This window comes from Ralstonia sp. PBBBR1 (assembly GCF_002256165.1).
GTDB classification, from domain to species: Bacteria; Pseudomonadota; Gammaproteobacteria; order Burkholderiales; family Burkholderiaceae; genus Ralstonia; species Ralstonia thomasii.
The window spans coordinates 54527-69119 of the sequence record NZ_NKIL01000010.1 but is presented as its reverse complement, the minus strand read 5'-3'; the positions used below and the strand labels follow the sequence as shown (position 1 = coordinate 69119).

Sequence of the window (14593 nt, the reverse complement as noted above, 5' to 3'; positions counted from 1 at the left end):
GGCGGGAAGCAACCAAGCTGTGGCATTTCCCTCAGAGGTCGGTAGCGCTGCGACGGGCCTCACTCACTGCTTTCACGTCAACGGCTGCCGGCCCGCGGCGCATGCGAATCCGTTTGATGTCGATGACTTTTCGGCTACGTTGCCCCTCTTTTTCCGCATGCTCCGAATCATCGACTCCGTACTGAGCGGCCTCGGCCAACCGGTTGAGTTCGGGTGCCGTTAAAAACTGCCCCGGACGGATCCGCTCGAGCAAATCAATGTTCGCCTTCGCCAGCTCCCTATGTAGCAACGCCAACGCCATGCAAACGCTGTGAATTGTGTTGGCGGCCAGACCACGCTTGCGGCACTTCGCCAAGTACAGGGTCGCTTCGTGGACCGGTAAGGCTCCACGCCTGCTCAAAACAGAGTGGCGCTCTCCGTTCTGGAACCTAACCCGCTTTGCTACGAACTTCGTCATGTATCAACGGTTTCTGCCAAGTAGTAGTTATGCATAACGACCCCAAACAACAAAAATAAAGTGTGGATAAAGAAAAAGCCCGTGGCTACAAGGCTCACGGGCTTCAATCAACAAAAACTACACGAGGTAGGTTCTAGAACGGAATATCGTCGTCCATATCCTCAAAACCGTTCGACGTTGCAGGCTGGCGACGCGCGCCACCGCCTTGGCCACCGCCACCTTCGCCGCCGCGCGTGTAGCCGCCGCCTTGGCTTTGGCTTTGACCTTGGCTACGGCCACCGCCGTAACCACCGCCGCCGCCTTCACCGCCACGCGAGTAGCCACCACCACCGCCACCGCTGCTGCCACCGCCCTCACCACCACGGCCGCCGAGCATCTGCATTTGGTCTGCGACGATTTCCGTGCTGTATTGCTTCTGGCCGTCCTTTTCCCATTGACGGGTCTTGAGCCGGCCTTCGATGTAGACCGACGAACCCTTCTTCAGGTATTCACCGGCAATTTCAGCCAGGCGGCCGAAGAAGGCGATGCGGTGCCACTCGGTGGCTTCCTTCATTTCGCCGCTGGCCTTGTCTTTGTAGCGGTCGGTGGTTGCCACGCGAATGTTGGTGACAGCATCGCCACTGGGCATGTAACGCGTTTCAGGATCGGCGCCGAGATTGCCGACGATGATGACTTTGTTGACGGACGCCATGATGAGTTTCCGAAGGTAATTGAAGTGATGCCGCCGTTGGGCCCGGGGTTTTCAGTGTCGGCGCAGCGCCGGCATCTGCATGGGGCTCGCAATTATAAGCCAGGCAAAAGCCAGCGCGGCGCAGGTTAGGAATACCGCGTGCTGCCCTGCGTGCAGCAGAATCCAGCCGCCGCCCGCGCCGCCCGCAAACAGGCCCAGCGCCTGCGTCGTGTTGTACACGCCCATGGCCGCGCCCTTGCGCACGCCCGGCGCGTACTTCGACACCAGCGACGGCTGCGACGCCTCCAGCACGTTGAAACCGAGGAAGTAGACCAGTAGCGCAATCGCCAGCGCGGCAAGTGTCGGATTCACTTCGCCGAGTGCCAGCTGCGCCACCATCACCAGCGCCACGGCAGACAGCAGCACCGCTTTCATCTTGCCGCGTTTTTCTGCCGCAATGATGGCAGGCACCATCAGCACAAACGACACGCCCATCACCGGCAGGTAGATCTTCCAGTGCGAATCGACGGGCAGGCCGGCGGCTTCCAGCATGTGCGGCAGCACGACGAACAACGCCGTCTGCGTGGCGTGCAGGGCGAACACGCCAAAGTTCAGTCGCAGCAGCTCGGGATGGCGCAGAACTTCGCGGAACGGTGCTTTCACGTGTTCGGGCGGACGCGGCGGGTTGGGGACGACCCACAGCACCACGCCGATGGCGACAATGGCAAGCACGCCAATCGCCGTGAACATGCCGGGCATGCCGACCCAGCGGAAGATGACCGGCGCACTCACGATGGCCACGGCAAACGACAGGCCGATGCTGCCCCCGATCATGGCCATGGCCTTGGTGCGATGCTCCTCGCGCGTGAGGTCGGCCACGAAGGCGATCACCGCCGACGAGATCGCCCCCGCGCCCTGGATGGCCCGCCCCACGGCGATTCCCGCAACGCTGTGCGAAAACGCCGCCACCAGGCTGCCCACCGCAAAGATCACCAGCCCCGTCACGATGACCGGCTTGCGTCCGAAGCGATCCGACAGCCAGCCGTACGGGATATAGAGCACCGCCTGCGTGAGGCCATACACGCCGATGGCAAAGGCGACGAGTTGGGTGTTGTTGCCGTCGGGCAGCGTTTTCGCGAACACCGCGAAGACCGGCATGATCATGAACAAACCCAACATGCGCAGCGCGAAGATGCCGGCCAGCGAGGCGGCCGCGCGCAGCTCAAGGCCGTTCATGCGGCCGGAAGCGGAAGTCATGGATGCGGAAGCGGAGGACATGGTGCGGAAACCGCCGCAAAACAACCGAAGAAAAGCGGCGACAAAGACACTTGGACGGTTTTACGGATTGCCCCATCTGGGAGCAGATACCGGCAAAACCGAAGTTCGGTATATTAGCAGGCTTACCCTTTTCCACCCTCCCGCCGATTGCCGCAGGCGGTCCGCCCTCCGACGCCGCATTCAGCTGCACTCAGCCGCACATGGACGAAATCAAGATTCGTGGGGCCCGTACCCACAACCTGAAGAACATCAACCTCGATCTGCCGCGCAACCAGCTGATCGTGATCACCGGGCTTTCGGGGTCGGGCAAGTCGTCGCTCGCGTTCGACACGCTGTATGCGGAGGGGCAGCGGCGCTATGTGGAATCGCTGTCGGCATATGCCCGGCAATTTCTGCAACTGATGGAAAAGCCTGACGTGGACCTGATCGAAGGTCTGTCCCCGGCCATTTCCATCGAGCAAAAGGCCACGAGCCACAACCCACGCTCGACGGTCGGCACCGTTACCGAGATCCACGACTACCTGCGTCTGCTGTATGCGCGCGCCGGTACGCCTTACTGCCCCGATCACGGCCAGCCGCTGGAAGCGCAAAGCGTGTCGCAAATGGTGGATGCCGTGCTGGCGCTGCCGGCCGACACCAAGCTGATGATCCTGGCACCCGTGGTGGCCAACCGCAAGGGCGAGCACGTCGACCTGTTCGAAGCGATGCAGGCTCAGGGTTTTGTGCGCTTTCGCATCCGCTCGGGCGGCGGCACGGCGCACGAGGCCGAGGCCAAGGTCTACGAAGTCGACAACCTGCCCAAGCTCAAGAAGAACGACAAACATTCGATCGAGGTCGTGGTCGACCGCGTGAAGGTGAACCCGGAACTCAAGCAGCGTCTGGCCGAGTCGTTCGAAACCGCGCTGCGCCTGGCAGACGGCCGCGCGATCGCGCTGGAAATGGACACCGGCAAGGAACACGGCTTCAGCTCCAAGTTTGCCTGTCCGATCTGCTCGTATTCACTGCAGGAGCTGGAGCCGCGGCTGTTCTCGTTCAACAACCCGATGGGCGCCTGCCCGCACTGCGACGGCCTGGGCCAGATCACGTTCTTCGATCCGAAGCGCGTGGTGGCCTTTCCGAATCTGTCGCTGGCGTCTGGCGCGATCAAGGGCTGGGACCGCCGCAACCAGTTCTATTTCCAGATGCTGCAAAGCCTGGCGGCGTTCTACGACGTCGACATCGATGTCGCGTTTGAAGACCTGCCGGCTGAAATCCAAGAGATCGTGCTGCACGGCTCGGGCAAGCAGCAGATACCGTTTACGTACATCAACGAGCGCGGCAAGACCACCGTGCGCGAGCACGCGTTCGAGGGGATCATCCCCAACCTGGAGCGGCGCTACAAAGAGACCGACTCCATCGCCGTGCGCGAGGAGCTGGCCAAGTACCAGAACAACCAGCCGTGCCCCGAGTGCCACGGCACCCGCCTGCGCCGCGAGGCCCGGTTCGTCAAGATCGGCGAAGCCGACCAGGCACGCGGCATCTACGAGATCAACGGCTGGCCGCTGCGCGATGCGCTCACGTATTTCCTGACGCTGAACATGCACGGCGCCAAGCGCGAGATCGCCGACAAGATCGTCAAGGAGATCAGCGCGCGGCTGAACTTCCTGAACAACGTCGGGCTCGATTACCTGTCGCTGGAGCGCAGCGCCGATACGCTGTCGGGCGGCGAGGCGCAGCGCATCCGGCTGGCGTCGCAGATCGGCTCGGGGCTGACCGGCGTGATGTATGTGCTGGACGAGCCGTCCATCGGCCTGCACCAGCGCGACAACGATCGGCTGATCGGTACGCTCAAGCACCTGCGCGATCTCGGCAATTCGGTGCTGGTGGTGGAGCACGACGAAGACATGATCCGCGCGTCGGACTACGTGGTCGACATCGGCCCCGGTGCCGGCGTGCATGGCGGCCAGATCATCGCTGAGGGCACGCCCCAGCAGGTCGAGCAATCGCCGGCGTCGCTGACGGGCGATTATCTGTCGGGCAAGCGCCGCATCGAAGTGCCCAAGCAGCGCTCGGCCCCCGATGAAGAGCGCTGGCTGCGCATCATCAACGCCAGCGGCAACAACCTGAAGAACGTGTCGGCAGATATTCCGATCGGGTTGCTGACGTGCATCACGGGCGTGTCGGGTTCGGGCAAGTCGACGCTGATCAACGACACGCTGTACCACGCGGTGGCGCGCCATCTATATGGCTCGACGCCGGAGCCCGCAGCGCACGATCGCATCGACGGCCTGGAGCATTTCGACAAGGTCATCAACGTCGACCAATCGCCGATTGGCCGCACGCCGCGTTCGAACCCGGCCACCTACACGGGCCTGTTCACGCCGATCCGCGAGCTGTTTGCCGGCGTGCCGTCCGCCAAGGAGCGCGGGTACGACCCCGGCCGCTTCTCGTTCAACGTCAAGGGCGGCCGCTGCGAGGCCTGCCAGGGCGACGGTGTGCTGAAGGTCGAGATGCACTTCCTGCCTGACGTGTACGTGCCGTGCGACGTGTGCCACGGCAAGCGCTACAACCGCGAAACGCTCGAAGTGCTCTACAAGGGCAAGAACATCACCGAAGTGCTGGAGATGACGGTGGAGCAGGCGCACGAGTTCTTCGCGCCGGTGCCGGTGGTGCGCCGCAAGCTGCAGACGCTGCTGGATGTGGGCCTGGGCTACATCCGCCTGGGGCAATCGGCGACCACGCTATCCGGTGGCGAAGCGCAGCGCGTGAAGCTGTCGCTCGAGCTATCGAAGCGCGACACGGGCCGCACGCTGTACATCCTGGACGAGCCGACCACCGGCCTGCACTTCCACGATATCGAACTGCTGCTGAAGGTCATCTACAAGCTGCGCGATCACGGCAATACGATCGTGATCATCGAGCACAACCTCGACGTGATCAAAACGGCCGACTGGCTGCTGGATCTGGGCCCGGAGGGCGGTGCGGGCGGTGGGCAGATCATCGCCAAAGGCACGCCCGAGGATGTGGCCAAGAGCAAGGCGAGCTTTACCGGCAAGTACCTGGCGCCGCTGCTCAAGCGCAAATAAGGCGGCACCGGCGCAGCCGCTTGCAATCAAGCCGCTGCGCCCTACGATGAAGAGCGTTCCCATCGTCGCACAGGAGCGTCGCCATGGACCTCACCGTGGTGCCCATCGTCAAGCCGGAGGCGACCAACTTCATCTTCGGCCAGTCGCATTTCATCAAGACCGTGGAAGACCTCCACGAGGCGCTCGTGGGCGCGGTGCCGGGTATCCGCTTCGGCATTGCGTTCTGCGAGGCATCGGGCAAGCGGCTCGTGCGCTGGTCAGGCAATGACGAAACCGCTCTTCAGCTCGCGCGTGACAACGCGCTCGCCATTGGCGCGGGCCATACCTTTTTGATCTTCCTGGGTGACGGGTTCTTTCCCGTCAATGTGCTGGCTGCCGTGCGCGCGGTACCGGAGGTGTGCCGCATCTACTGCGCCACAGCCAATCCGACGCAGGTGATCGTCGCGCAGACGGAGCTGGGGCGCGGCGTGCTCGGCGTGGTGGACGGCGCCTCGCCGCTGGGTGTCGAAACCGATGCCGACATCGCTTGGCGCAAGGACCTGCTGCGGCAGATCGGCTACAAGCTCTAAGTCAAACGCCCGGGGGATCCGGGCGTTTGCTTATTTGGTCAGGGCCACGCGCAAGCCCAACCCGATGAAGATGCAACCGCTCAAGCGATCGAGCCACAGCGATGCGCGCGGCGTACGGCGCATCCAGCCGCCCAGCGCCGCCGCGCACCAGCCGTACGCGCTGAACACCACGATGGTCTGCGCCATGAACACGCCGCCCAGCAGCAGCATTTGCAGCGCCGCATGGCCGGCCTGCGCATCGACGAACTGCGGCAGGAACACCACGAAGAACAGCGTCACCTTCGGATTGAGCAGATTCGCAAAGACACTCTGGCGATACACCTGCCAGAGGCCCGGGGCCGCCTGCGGTCCAGCATGACCCAGGCCGCCGCCCTTGCTGCGCAGCGCCTGGATGCCCAGCCAGATGAGATACGCCGCGCCCAGCCACCGGATCGCCTGGAACGCCACGGGCGACGATTGCAGCACCGCAGCCAGCCCGAGTGCGGCCAGCGTCGTATGAAACAGGCAGCCCGACGCAAATCCCGCCGCCGCCGTCAGCCCAGCCTTGCGGCCTTGGCTCGCGCCGCGTGCAATCACCTGCAAATTGTCCGGCCCGGGCATCACTGTGATCGCAATCGAGGTCAGCAGGAACAGCCATACGTGAGGCATCGACGTCTCCCAGGGTGCAGCGGAAATGGAAGGGGTCATGCTACTGCGCGCAGCAGCAAGTCGTCATATTTTCGTCACATGAGCGTATGCGGCTAGCGCATCACGCGAAAGCAGCAGACAGCTGCTCAGTGTCCGTCAAAGCGGCAGACCGTGAAGAGCGGCAGGCCGCCCTCGATCAGCAGTTGCGAGCCGCCCAGTTCGGGCAGGTCGACAATCGCCGCGCCCTCCACCACCGTCGCCCCCAGCCGTTCGAGCAGACGCTTGCCGGCCAGCATGGTGCCGCCAGTGGCGATCAGGTCGTCGATCAACAGGACGCGGTCGCCGGGCTTGCAGGCATCGGCATGGATTTCCACTGTCGCGCTGCCGTATTCGAGCATGTACTCCTCGGCCACCGTGTTGAACGGCAGCTTGCCTTTCTTGCGGATCGGCACGAAGCCCAGGTTCAACTCATACGCCACGATCGAGCCCAGGATGAATCCGCGCGCGTCGATGCCCGCCACCAGGTTCAGCCCCTGCCCCATGTAGCGATGGACGAACACGTCCACCAGCACGCGCAGGCTCTTCGGGTCCTGCAGCAGCGGCGTGATATCGCGAAACATCACCCCGGCCTGCGGCCAGTCCGGCACCGTGCGGATACGGTCACGCAGGTAGCGCGACACATCGCCCAGTTCGGTGGACGCGGGAACGGACGACGGCGTCAGCAGCGCCGCCTGGTGATGAGGGACTTGGCTCATGGCAAAAACAGGAAAGCAGGAAACGTGGTCTGCGGTAATGGGCTACCACCCGGGCCGAATGGCGCCGAACCACAATGGGCAAACCGCAACCATACAGGAGACACGGCGATGGCAAAGAAAATTCTGATGCTGGTCGGCGACTACGTAGAGGACTACGAGGTCATGGTTCCCTTCCAGGCGCTGCAGATGGTCGGTCACACCGTGCACGCCGTCTGTCCGGACAAGCGCGCTGGCGATTCCGTGGCGACCGCCGTCCACGATTTCGAAGGCGCACAGACGTATTCCGAAAAACCCGGTCATCGCTTCACCGTCAACGCCACCTTTGCAGATGTTGACCCGGCAGCGTACGACGCGCTGGTCGTGCCCGGCGGCCGTGCGCCCGAATACCTGCGCCTGAACGCCCGCGTGCTTGAGGTCGTACGTCACTTCTTCCAGGCGGACAAACCCGTCGCAGCGATTTGCCACGGTGCCCAGTTGCTGTCGGCCGCAGGTGTGCTGGAGGGCAAGGCGTGTTCGGCCTATCCGGCATGTGGCCCGGAAGTCACGGCAGCGGGCGGCACGTTCAAGGACATCCCCGTTGACCAGGCGCACACCGACGGCAAGCTCGTCACGGCACCCGCCTGGCCGGCACATCCGGCCTGGTTGGCGCAGTTTCTTGAAGTCCTGGGCACGCGGGTTCTACACTGATCCGGCTGCCCGCACGCCGGGCACTCCAGGAGCCCCGGCCATGTGCGAAATCTTCATCCGCGCCAATCCCCATTCGTATGACAGCCTCGCGCGCTCGCTACGCCTGCACGGCGTAGCGACCAGCGTGCGGCTGGAGTGCCTGTTCTGGGAGGTGCTCGAGGAGATCGGCCAGCGCGACGGCCTGACGGTCAACCAGCTCATCAGCAAGCTCTATGACGAGTTGTTTGAGCGTCGCGGCGAGGTGGCGAACTTTGCATCGTTCCTGCGCGTCTGCTGTCTGCGCTATCTCATGTTGAAGCAGGACGGGCGCATTCCCGCCGATACGCGAGTGTCGATCAGCTCGCTCGATGCCGCAGCAGTGCTCGACGGCCTGCCGCCCAACATGGCGGATGCCCCGCCGCCGCGCCGCTCACGCGGGCCACTGCTCGAATCGCTCGTGAAGTAAGCGGCGGCATCAACGCGGCGAGAGCCGCTCCTCCGCCATCTGCAGCCCCTCGGGCGTGCCGCGCAGCACAACGATATCGCCCAGCTCCAGCACGGTGTCCGGATCGGGATCGAGCGCGCGAATGCCCTGGCGCCGGATCGCCGTGACCGACGTCTTGAACGTCTCCAGCCCCATCGTGCCCAGCTTGCGGCCAATGGCGGGCGAACCCTTGGCCAGCGGCACCGAATGCAGGCGCACGGCGTCGCGCTCGAGCATGTCTTCCTCGTCGTCCTGACCGTGGAAGTAGCCGCGCAGCAGGCTGTAGCGTGCGTCGCGCATCTCTTGCGCACGGCGCACCACACGGCGCAAGGGCACGCCCAGCAGCACCAGCGCGTGTGAGGCCAGCATCAGGCTCCCTTCGATGATCTCGGGAACGACCTCGGTGGCGCCAGCTTGCTGCAGGCGATCGAGGTCGGCATCGTCGATGGTGCGCACGATCACGGGCAGGGTCGGCTCCAGCGCCTGCACGTGGTGTAGCACCTTCAGCGCTGACGCCGTGTCGGCATAGGTAATGGCGACCGCCGCTGCGCGATGGATGCCGGCCGCCACCAGCGACTCGCGCCGCGCCGCGTCGCCATAGACGACATGCTCGCCGGCGGCCGCGGCGTCGCGCACGCGGTCGGGGTCCAGATCCAGCGCGACATAGCCGATGCCTTCCTGCTCCACCATGTGCGCCAGGTTCTGGCCACTGCGCCCGTAGCCGCAGATGATGACGTGGCGCTCGGTGGCAATGCTCTGCGCGGCGATCTTGGTCATTGCCAGCGATTGCATCAGCCAGTCCGTGCGCGACAGGCGCATGGCGATCACATCGCTGTACTGGATCAGGAACGGCGCCAGCAGCATCGACAGCAGCATGGCCGCCAGGATTGCCTGGCCGAGCAGCGGGTCGATCAGCCGCATGCCGTCAATCTGGTTGAGCAGCACAAAGCCGAACTCACCGGCCTGCGCCAGGCCCAGCGCCGTACGGATCGCCGCGCCGCCACCGGAACCGAAGACCCGCGCCAGCAGCGCAATCAGCACAAACTTGAACAGCACCGGCGCCATCACCAGCCCCAGCACGAGCGCCCAGTGCTCGAAGACCACGCGCGGGTCCAGCAGCATGCCGACCGTCACGAAGAACAGGCCCAGCAGCACGTCGCGAAACGGCTTGATGTCTTCTTCCACCTGCAGCTTGTAAGGCGTTTCCGACACCAGCATGCCGGCCAGGAAGGCGCCCAGCGCCATCGACAAGCCCAGCCGCTCCGTCAGCGCCGCCATGCCCAGCGTAACCAGCAGCAGGTTCAGCATGAACAGCTCCTGCGAGCGCCGCGCCGCCACCAGGTGGAACCAGCGCGACAGCAGCTTCTGCCCCAGAAACAGGATCAGCACCAGCGCAACGGTGATTTTGAGCGCGGCAATGGACAGCGCGAGCACGAGGTCGGTCGGGTTCTTGCCCAATGACGGCACCACGATCAGCAGCAGCACGACCGCCAGATCCTGGAACAGCAACACGCTGATGATGTTGCGGCCGTGCTCGGTCTCCAGCTGCAGACGCTCGGCCAGCATTTTTGAGACGATGGCCGTGGACGACATGGCCAACGCGCCACCCAGCGCCAGTCCTGCTTGCCACGACAGCGGGTACCAGTGGGACAGCACCATCGAAACTGGAATCGTGAGCAGAATGGTCAGCCCCACCTGCGACGCCCCGAGCCCCAGCACCAGCCGCCGCATCGAACGCAGCTTGGAGAGGTTGAACTCCAGCCCGATCGAAAACATCAGGAACACCACCCCGAACTCGGCCAGATAGCGCGTCTGGGCCGAATCGGACTCCAGCCCCGTCGCCTTCGGCCCGATCAGCACGCCCACCACCAGGTAGGCCAGCATCGGCGGCAATTGCAGCATGCGGAACAGCACCACGCCGATCACGGCGGCGGCCAGCAACACGAGGGTGAGTTCCAGCGGCGAATGCATGCGACGCGAAAAAACCAATCGAAAGGGGTTGGACAGGAGGGCCGGCAACTACGCATCAAGACGGTGCGTGCGCAAACGAGCACGCAGGCGCTGCAAGACCGATGCCAAGGTATAAACGAAGAGCGCGATACGCGAGACGCCGCAGAGCAAAAAATGACGGCGTGGCGACGGGAAGAAAGAGATTTGGAAGCCGAATGCCGCGGCGCAGCAAAACGGAGCGCCCGCACGCTCCGCCCACTCCCCGCAAGTCAAGTCCCAACGCGCCGCCAGCGGCCGAGGACTGTGTCAATCGTTGTTATACTTCGCCGCCATGATAGCGAATTTCAATCCGGACCGAGCGCTTGCGCTGGCGCAGCAAACCTTCGACATCGAAGCGCGAGCCGTACTCGGTCTCAAGACCCAGGTGTCCGCCGACTTTGCGCGCGCGGTCGAAATGGTGCTCGGCTGCACCGGCCGCGTCGTCGTGTCCGGCATGGGCAAATCGGGCCACGTGGCGCGCAAGATTGCCGCCACGCTGGCCTCGACCGGCACGCCGGCCTTCTTCGTGCACCCGGCCGAGGCCAGCCATGGCGATCTCGGCATGGTCACCCGCGACGACGTTTTCATCGGCTTTTCCAATTCCGGCGAAGTGTCGGAGCTGAACGTCATCCTGCCGCTGGTCAAGCGGATGGGCGCCAAGCTGATCGCCGTCACGGGCAACCCGGGGTCCTCGCTCGGCAAGCATGCCGACGTGGTGCTCAACTCGCACGTCGACGTCGAAGCCTGTCCGCTGAACCTTGCCCCCACCGCCAGCACTACCGCGCAGATCGCGCTGGGCGATGCGCTGGCCGTGGCCGTGCTCGACGCACGCGGCTTCGGTGCAGAAGACTTCGCACGCTCGCATCCGGGCGGATCGCTCGGCCGCAAGCTGCTGACGCACGTGCGCGACGTCATGCGCGCCGGCGACGCCATCCCCCGCGTGGACCAAAACACGCCGCTGTCGCAGGCGCTGATGGAAATCACCCGCAAGGGCATGGCGATGACCGCCGTGGTCGATGCCCAAGGCCGCGCCGTGGGCGTGTTCACCGACGGCGACCTGCGCCGCCTGCTCGAGACCCCGCGCGACTGGCGCACCGTGCCAATCAACGAGGTCATGCATCGCAACCCGCGCTCGATCGGCCCCGACCAGCTCGCCGTTGAAGCCGTCGGAGTCATGGAAACGCACCGCATCAACCAGTTGCTGGTGGTCGATGCCGCCGGCCTGCTGGTGGGCGCGCTGCACATCCACGACCTGACGCGGGCCAAGGTCATCTGACCAGCTCACGCCGCTGATGATCACCCTGGCCCCATTTCCCACTGACAGCGTCCACAGCAACATCGACGCGCGCTTTCCGCAAGCAATGGAACGCGCCGCGCGCGTGCGCCTGATGGTGTTCGATGTGGATGGCGTGCTGACCGACGGCCGCTTGCTCGTTGGACCGGAGGGTGAGATCAGCAAGGCGTTCGACACCCTCGACGGCCACGGTATCAAACTGCTGGCACAGGCCGGCGTCACGCCGGCCATCATTACCGGACGGCAATCCGAAATCGTGGCCTGGCGCGCCGGGGAACTCGGCATCGAACATCTGTACCAAGGCGTAGCCGACAAGCGCGAGGCGTTTGGCCACCTGCTGGCGGCAACGCAACTGCAAGCCGCCGACGCCGGCTACATGGGCGACGACTGGCCCGACCTGCCGGTGATGACGATGGCGGGCTTTACCGCCTGCCCTGCCCAGGCCCATGCCGAACTGCGCAGCCGTGCCCACTACGTCGCCCAGGCCACGGGCGGGCGCGGCGCGGTGCGCGAAGTGGCCGACCTGATCCTCAAGGCCCAAGGCGCCTACGACGCCCTGCTCGCGCAACTGCTGCAGGCCCCGCAACCTTTCTGACTCCATGGCCAGCGAACGCTCCCAACGCCTCGTCTCCTCCGTGCTGCAGATCATGCTGCGCGGGCTGCCGATCCTGCTGATGGCAATCGTCTGCGGCGTCACGTTCCTGCTCGTGCAGGTCAACACGCCGCAGACCGACGAAGCCGCCACGCAGCCCAAGCGCCACACCGCCGACTACACCATGGACGGCATCTCGGCCACCGCACTGGACGAGACCGGCACGACCAAATACCGCTTCACCGGCGTCCACATGAATCACTATGAGGACGACCTGACCTACGACGTCACGTATCCCGCACTGCGCGTTTATGCGCCCGATCGCCCGCAGGTCACCGCCCGTGCAGACCTCGGCAAGATGAACGGCGACGGCACCGTCGTCGATCTGTACAACAACGCCAAGGTCATCCGCGCGCAGGGCTCCGACGCCCGTCAGGACCCGCTGATGACGGCCGATTCGACCTACTTCCAGGTGCTGCTCAACGACGACATCGTGCGCACCGACAAGCCGGTCGAGCTGCATCGCGGGCCGTCGATCATGAACGCCAACGGCCTCACCTTCAACAACGTGACGCGCCAAGTACAATTGCTGGGCAATGTGCGGGGCCGAATCGAAGGGCTGGGGGCGCCGAAGCAGTAAACTCTGCCCCCGACACCTGACTACGCCCACCGACCGCGCCCTTCTCCGACGTGATCCCCATGACTCTTTCCCTCCGTGCTGCCGGCCTCGCCATCGTCGCTGCGCTGCTGCTCCCGGCCCTGCCCGCGCATGCCGAGCGCGCCGACCGAGACAAGCCGCTCGTGCTCGAAGCCGACAACGCCAGCTACGACGATCTGAAGCAGGTCTATCACTTGACCGGCAACGTGGTGCTGACCAAGGGCACCATGGTGCTGCGCTCCGACCAGGCCGATCTGCGTACCGACCCCGAGGGCTACAACTACGCCGTCGCCACGTCCAAGCCCGGCAACCTCGCCTTCATTCGCCAGAAGCGCGACAACGTCGACGAATACATCCAGGGTTGGGGCGAGCGCATCGAATACGACGGCAAGCAAGAGATTTCCAAGCTGATCACCCGCGCACGCATGGAACGCCTCCAAGGCGCGACGCAGCTCGACGAGATCCGCGGCGCAGTAATCACGTACGACGGCCAGAAAGAGTTCTACACGGCCTCGGGCGGCGCAGAGAACGCCACTGCAGCCAACCCGTCGGGCCGCGTGCGCGCCGTTCTGGCACCGCGCACGAGCGCGCCTGCCGCGCCGGCATCTGCCCCGGCTGCCAAGCCCTGATCCGTACCGCCTGCCTTTTCAGCTTCGCTTATGTCCGCCACCACCCTCGCCCCCAAGACTGCAGCGCCGCAGGCCACGACTTCCAGCACGCTGGTCGTCCGCCATCTGAAGAAGCGCTACGGTACGCGCACGGTGGTCAAGGACGTGTCGCTTGACGTGAAAAGCGGCGAGGTGGTCGGCCTGCTCGGCCCCAACGGCGCGGGCAAGACGACCTCGTTCTACATGATCGTCGGCCTGGTGGCGCTGGACGCCGGCGACATCGTGCTCGACGGCGAGCACATCAGCCGCCTGCCGATCCACCAGCGTGCGCGCATGGGCCTGTCGTATTTGCCGCAGGAGGCCTCGGTGTTCCGCAAGCTCAATGTGCAGGAAAACATCCGCGCGGTGCTCGAATTGCAAGAGCAGAACGGCAAGAAGCTCTCGCAAGACGAAGTCAATCGCCGCCTCGACGGCCTGCTCGACGACTTGCAGATCGCTCACCTGCGCGACAACCCTGCGCTGTCCCTATCGGGTGGTGAACGCCGCCGCGTGGAGATTGCCCGCGCGCTGGCCTCATCGCCGCGCTTCATCCTGCTCGATGAACCGTTTGCCGGCGTCGATCCGATCGCGGTGGGCGAGATTCAACGCATCGTCAGCTTCCTGAAAGACCGCAATATCGGCGTGCTGATCACCGATCACAACGTGCGCGAAACGCTGGGCATCTGCGATCACGCCTACATCATCAGCGAAGGCACCGTGCTGGCTGCAGGCATGCCGGAGCAGATCATCGAAAACGAGGATGTACGCAAGGTCTATCTGGGCGATAACTTCCGGATGTAAGCCGCGCTGCACGCTTACGCCTTAAGGACGTGGCAAAGGCG

The 14593-nt window shown here is 64.5% G+C and carries 15 protein-coding genes; 9 read left to right on the top strand and 6 right to left on the bottom strand.

Translation table 11 applies throughout. The features are described from left to right. Positions 1–31: 31 nt before the first annotated feature. The 3 genes from CFE42_RS18530 to CFE42_RS18520 all read right to left on the bottom strand — a co-directional run bounded on the left by CFE42_RS18530 (position 32) and on the right by CFE42_RS18520 (position 2363). The gene (locus tag CFE42_RS18530) at positions 32–457 is read right to left on the bottom strand and encodes a hypothetical protein (protein WP_004633361.1); all 426 of its coding nucleotides are present in this window, start codon (positions 455–457) and stop codon (positions 32–34) included. A 133-nt stretch (positions 458–590) separates the two neighbouring features. Continuing rightward, positions 591–1148, bottom strand: coding sequence for a single-stranded DNA-binding protein (locus CFE42_RS18525; RefSeq protein ID WP_004633362.1), 558 nt, complete (start codon positions 1146–1148; stop codon positions 591–593). A gap of 51 nt (positions 1149–1199) precedes the next feature. Beyond that, a complete protein-coding gene (locus CFE42_RS18520) occupies positions 1200–2363 on the bottom strand; it encodes an MFS transporter (RefSeq protein WP_012434894.1) in 1164 nt (387 codons plus the stop codon). 242 nt (positions 2364–2605) lie between these two features. Here CFE42_RS18520 and uvrA point away from each other — a divergent pair, with 242 nt between their 5' ends. Further along, positions 2606–5470 carry an excinuclease ABC subunit UvrA gene (gene uvrA / locus CFE42_RS18515; RefSeq protein WP_004633364.1) on the top strand — a complete coding sequence of 955 codons (2865 nt, stop codon included), beginning with the start codon at positions 2606–2608 and terminating at the stop codon, positions 5468–5470. Positions 5471–5553: 83 nt separating this feature from the next. Beyond that, entirely contained in the window at positions 5554–6039 is a 486-nt protein-coding gene (locus tag CFE42_RS18510; RefSeq protein ID WP_004633365.1) for an adenosine-specific kinase, read from the top strand. A gap of 30 nt (positions 6040–6069) precedes the next feature. Here CFE42_RS18510 and CFE42_RS18505 read toward each other — a convergent pair whose 3' ends face one another. Beyond that, a complete protein-coding gene (locus CFE42_RS18505) occupies positions 6070–6687 on the bottom strand; it encodes a LysE family translocator (RefSeq protein WP_004633366.1) in 618 nt (205 codons plus the stop codon). A 125-nt stretch (positions 6688–6812) separates the two neighbouring features. After that, a complete protein-coding gene (locus tag CFE42_RS18500) occupies positions 6813–7421 on the bottom strand; it encodes an adenine phosphoribosyltransferase (protein WP_004633367.1) in 609 nt (202 codons plus the stop codon). Between the two features lie 108 nt (positions 7422–7529). Between CFE42_RS18500 and CFE42_RS18495 the strand changes: the two genes are divergently transcribed. Continuing rightward, positions 7530–8108 carry a DJ-1/PfpI family protein gene (locus tag CFE42_RS18495; RefSeq protein ID WP_004633369.1) on the top strand — a complete coding sequence of 193 codons (579 nt, stop codon included), beginning with the start codon at positions 7530–7532 and terminating at the stop codon, positions 8106–8108. A 40-nt stretch (positions 8109–8148) separates the two neighbouring features. Continuing rightward, entirely contained in the window at positions 8149–8553 is a 405-nt protein-coding gene (locus CFE42_RS18490) for a ribbon-helix-helix domain-containing protein (protein WP_004633372.1), read from the top strand. Positions 8554–8562: 9 nt separating this feature from the next. On the opposite strand, the gene CFE42_RS18485 is transcribed toward CFE42_RS18490, so the two are convergent. Then, on the bottom strand, positions 8563–10542 hold the full coding sequence (locus CFE42_RS18485) for a monovalent cation:proton antiporter family protein (RefSeq protein ID WP_004633374.1): 1980 nt from the start codon (positions 10540–10542) through the stop codon (positions 8563–8565). A gap of 310 nt (positions 10543–10852) precedes the next feature. On the opposite strand from CFE42_RS18485, the gene CFE42_RS18480 reads away from it, so the two are divergent. Genes CFE42_RS18480 through lptB form a run of 5 tightly spaced genes read left to right on the top strand, consistent with a single transcriptional unit; the run spans position 10853 to position 14552 of the window. Beyond that, a complete protein-coding gene (locus tag CFE42_RS18480; protein WP_004633376.1) occupies positions 10853–11836 on the top strand; it encodes a KpsF/GutQ family sugar-phosphate isomerase in 984 nt (327 codons plus the stop codon). 16 nt (positions 11837–11852) lie between these two features. Beyond that, positions 11853–12449 carry an HAD family hydrolase gene (locus CFE42_RS18475; protein ID WP_004633379.1) on the top strand — a complete coding sequence of 199 codons (597 nt, stop codon included), beginning with the start codon at positions 11853–11855 and terminating at the stop codon, positions 12447–12449. A 4-nt stretch (positions 12450–12453) separates the two neighbouring features. Beyond that, a complete protein-coding gene (lptC, locus tag CFE42_RS18470) occupies positions 12454–13086 on the top strand; it encodes an LPS export ABC transporter periplasmic protein LptC (protein WP_004633381.1) in 633 nt (210 codons plus the stop codon). Positions 13087–13145: 59 nt separating this feature from the next. Then, positions 13146–13733, top strand: a complete 588-nt coding sequence (lptA, locus tag CFE42_RS18465; protein ID WP_004633383.1) for a lipopolysaccharide transport periplasmic protein LptA — start codon at positions 13146–13148, stop codon at positions 13731–13733. Between the two features lie 30 nt (positions 13734–13763). Continuing rightward, entirely contained in the window at positions 13764–14552 is a 789-nt protein-coding gene (gene lptB, locus CFE42_RS18460; protein WP_004633384.1) for an LPS export ABC transporter ATP-binding protein, read from the top strand. Positions 14553–14593: the final 41 nt, after the last annotated feature.